Source organism: Allobosea sp. (assembly GCF_036675845.1).
Taxonomy (GTDB): domain Bacteria; phylum Pseudomonadota; class Alphaproteobacteria; order Rhizobiales; family Beijerinckiaceae; genus Allobosea.
On record NZ_JAKFED010000177.1, the window covers coordinates 1 to 4,029 of the forward strand.

Genomic DNA, 4,029 nt, shown 5'->3' on the forward strand with positions numbered 1-4,029 from the left:
CCCGCCACCGGCGCACCCGGCAGCGTCAGCAACGACCCGCGCAGGCGGCCGAGGATCGCCTCGCGCACCAGCCGGCTCTCGCCGATCGCGACCGCAACGCCCTGCGCATGGGCCTCGCCGGAGAGGAGGTCGAAACCGGCCCGCGCCTCGGCGGCCGTCGCCGAGACCAGCGCGTCATAGACCGGGTTGCCGAAACCGAGCCGCTCCGCCGCGACCGCGATCCCGCCCTGGTTGCGCGTCTGGGCGATATAGGGCCGGCCCGAGCCGTCAGGGCCGAAGCTGGCGTCGTTGCGCGTCATGGTCAGGGTGACGTCCGTGCCCGAATAGCTCAGCGACGGCGTCAGGAAGGCGAGATTGGAGGTGACATTGGCGAACTGGCCGCTGACCCCGCCCGCGGCGGTCAGGATGGTGTAGTTCGTCGCCGTCGCGTAGTTGCCGTTCTCGGCCAGCACCGCGACGGTGCCGCCGCTGATCGTCGCCAGGCCGGAGGCGACGATGCGGTCGCCCTGGCCGGCGGCGTTGACCTCGACCTGGTAGGTCGAGCCCACGCCGAAGGAGATATTGCCGCTGACCGTCAGCGTGCCGATCGAGTTGCCCGGCGCGACCGTGCCGCCGCTCGCGACCGCGATGCCGCCGACCGTGCCCGAGCCGCCGAGCGAACCCCCATTCACGGTCACCGCGCTGGCGAGCGAGCCGTTGACCACCAGCTTGCCGCCAGCGACCGTGGTCGCGCCGGTATAGCTGCTCGTCCCGCTCAGGGTGAAAGTGCCGGAGCCGGTCTTGGTCAGGCCGCCCGTGCCGGTGATCGCGCCCGAGAAGGTCGTCGAGCTGCCGTCCGCGCCGGTGGTCAGGCTGCCCGAACCGAGCGCGACCGTGCCCGCCCCGGCGAGCGAGCCGATGCTCTGGCTGAAGCCGGCAAGATCGAGCACTGCCCCGCCCGCCACGCTGAAGGCCGAGGCCGAGGAGAACGAGCCGGAGCGCCCGGCCCGCAAGGTCCCGCCAGAGACCGTGGTCGCGCCGGTGTAGCTGTGCGTGCCCGTGAGCAAGAGCGTGCCGGCGCCGGCCTTCGACAGCGCGCCGCTGCCCGAAAACGACTGTGTCACCGTGAAGCTGTTGCCCGCCGCGGCGATGTCGAAGCCGCCGCCGGAAGCGCCGAAGACGATGTCGCGCGCAAGCTGCGTCAGCGCCGTCCCGGTCACCTGCAGCACGCCGCCGTTCAAGGTCAGCGCGCCCGAAACGCCGCCGAGATTGGCCTCCGAGGAGATGCTGACCGCACCGCCTTCCAGCACCGTGCCGCCCGTATAGGTGTTGACGCCGGTGAGGGTCAGCGTGCCGGCCCCGCGCTTGGTGACGGAGCCCACGCCGTCGATGGTCGCGGCGAGCGTCGCCATGTCGGTGAAGTCGGCGACGATGCGGCCATCGTTGAGGATGTCGGCGGCATCGACCGTGCCGGCCAGCCCGCCGGTGCCGATATTGAGCGTCGCCCGCGTCGTCAGCTGGATATCGCCGCCGGCGAGGTCGAGCAGGCCGCCATCGGCGACGGTGACCGAGGCGACCTCGTCCGGTGCGGCGTCGACCACGAGCTGGCCGCCGCTTATCGTCCAGCGCGAGCCGGTGCCGGTGACCGTGGCGGAGGCCGTGTCGGTGACGGCCACCACCACCGCGAGCACCGAGTTCAGGGTCGCGCCACCCGAGACGGTGAGCGCCGTGGTGGGACCATAGCCCGCGACCGCCACCGTGCCGGTGGTGACGGAGGAGCCGGCGCCGTCGATCCGGGCCGTGCCGGCGATCTCGAAAAAGCCGGACCCGTTGTCGAGCGTGCCGCCCTGCTCGACCACGAGCGTGCCGCCCGAGACCACGATATCGCCGCCGACGGTGAAGCTGCCGCCGCGCAGGACGAGCTGGCCGCCGCCACAGGCGCAGACCGAGAGATCGCCGCCGATCGTGCTGCCGGTGCCGGTGAGGATCTGCGTGCCCGTGCCGGTGAACTCGAAGGAGCCGTTGCCGGTGATCGTGCCGGAGAAGGTCGTCGTCGCATTCGTCGAGCCGGTGACCAGCCAGGCGCCGGTGCCGATCTCGACATCGCCGACCCCCGACAGCGAGCCGACCGTGGCGACGATGCCCGGCACGGCAACGACCTCGAGCACGGCGCCGGAGGCGATCGTATAGTTCGAGTTCGCCGAGAATGCGTCCCAGGAACTGCCGGCCAGCCTGCCGGCCTCGACCCGCGTATCGCCGGAATAGTCGCTCGTGCCCTGCAGCACGAGTATGCCGTCGCCGCTCTTGGTCAGCCCGCCCGTGCCGGTGATGTCGCCGGTCACGAGCAGCGACTGGCCACCCTCGACCTCGAAAGTGCCGCCGCCGGCGTTCAGCGTGACATTGCGCGCCGAGGTGAAGCTGCCGGTGACCTGCAAGGTGCCGCCGCCGAAGGCGAGGCCGCCGGACGCCTGGCCGAGATTGGCGTCGGCCGAGACCGAGAGCTTGCCGGCGTTGATCGTCGTGCCGCCCGAATAGGTGTTGGCGCCGGTCAGCGTCACGGTCCCGGCGCCGGTCTTGATCACCGAACCGCCACCGCTGATGACGTTCGCGACGGTGACGTCGGTCGGCTGGGCGAAGGTCAGTGTTCCGGCCGCGACCGTGATCGCACCATTGATGCCGGAGGTGGCGTTGCCGAAGCTCAGCGAATTGTCGCCGCCCGTGAACACGACCGCGGTGTTGACTAACCCGCCGCCGCCATAGAGCCCGCCCGAAATCGTGCCGTTATTGGTGATGTGCAGGTTGGAGCCGACGATGCCGAAGCCACCATGGCCGTGCGCGCCCGAGCCCGAGCCACCCGCGCCCGCCGCTCCACCAGCGCCGCCCCGGACCGTGCCATCGATGACGAGCGCGGTCGCCGAGGCGCCGCCGGCGAAGATCAGGCCGAAGCCGCCGGTGCCGCCGGAGCCGCCCTGGTCGACAACGCTGCCGCCGCCGGCTCCGCCATCGCCGCCGGTGATGGTGCCGGTGATCGTCGCGACCGTCCCGGCCCCCGTGACGACGGCGCCAAAGCCGCCGGCTCCGCCGCCGCCGCCGCCGCTGGTGGCGCCGCCAGCCTGTCCCGCGCCACCATTGGTACCGGTACTGGCGCCGGCCGGCACGGTCGCGCCGACCGAGCCGTGCACGCCGCCCGTGCCGCCCTGTCCGGTGCCGGGCAAACCGCTCGCGTTGAAGCCCCCGGCGCCGCCGGTGACGGCGCCGGCCCCACCACCGCCACCTCCGCCATAGCTAGGACTCCCATTCGCCCCGGCGAAGCCGGGACCGGTCGCGCTGTCGGCTCCACCCGCACCGCCCGTGCCGTCTCCGAGCTCACCATTGCCGCCCTTCCCGCCAGCGGCGGCGGCAGGCGTGGCCGGCGCCATGGCGAGCAGCGCGAGAAGGGGCAATGCGGCCAAGCGCAGCGCCGGCGGCCTGGCGAGGGCGGGCCGGTGCAGGAGCAGCGGGGCAGGACGCGGAACCGTCGCGATTTCCGCGAATCGGGGCAGGATACCGGCAGGCACGCGCGAAGCCCGCCGCCTGCCCGCCGGCAAGGCGCGCCGCCCGGGCCGCGCAAGGCTCGCATTCGCTCTGTCCTTGAATCGCACCCGATCGCTCCCAGCCCGGCGGCAGACTAGGTCGCGCCTCGGCGGATGCAATGAAGTTGCGTTCACGACCGGTTAACTTTGCGGCACGTGGCAAATAAGGCACAATCGCGGCCTGTCATCGGAAAGAGCTGGAATCGGCCTCCTCGCGATGGCCTGGCTCGTCCCGACCAGCCACCTCTTGCCGAGCGAGGGCGGCGTTCAGGACACGGAGGCTCGCCCTCTTTCGTCATTGCGAGCGAAGCGAAGCAATCCAGGGGCGCAAGATCACTTTTCTTGGCGAGCCCTCCTGGATTGCTTCGCTTCGCTCGCGATGGCGGGAGGGCCGGCGGGGATAATTCGGCAATCGCTCCCCGCCGCCGGAACCTCGCTTATGCTCCGCCTCGTCCTGTCCGACCGAGGGGGCTGTCGC

The 4,029-nt window shown here is 71.8% G+C and carries 1 protein-coding gene; it reads right to left on the bottom strand.

Annotated elements, in window-relative coordinates; genetic code table 11:
* The coding region (locus V6M56_RS19410) for a beta strand repeat-containing protein (RefSeq protein WP_332686068.1) at positions 1 to 3,431 on the bottom strand (3,431 nt) is incomplete at its 3' end.
* Positions 3,432 to 4,029 lie beyond the last annotated feature (598 nt).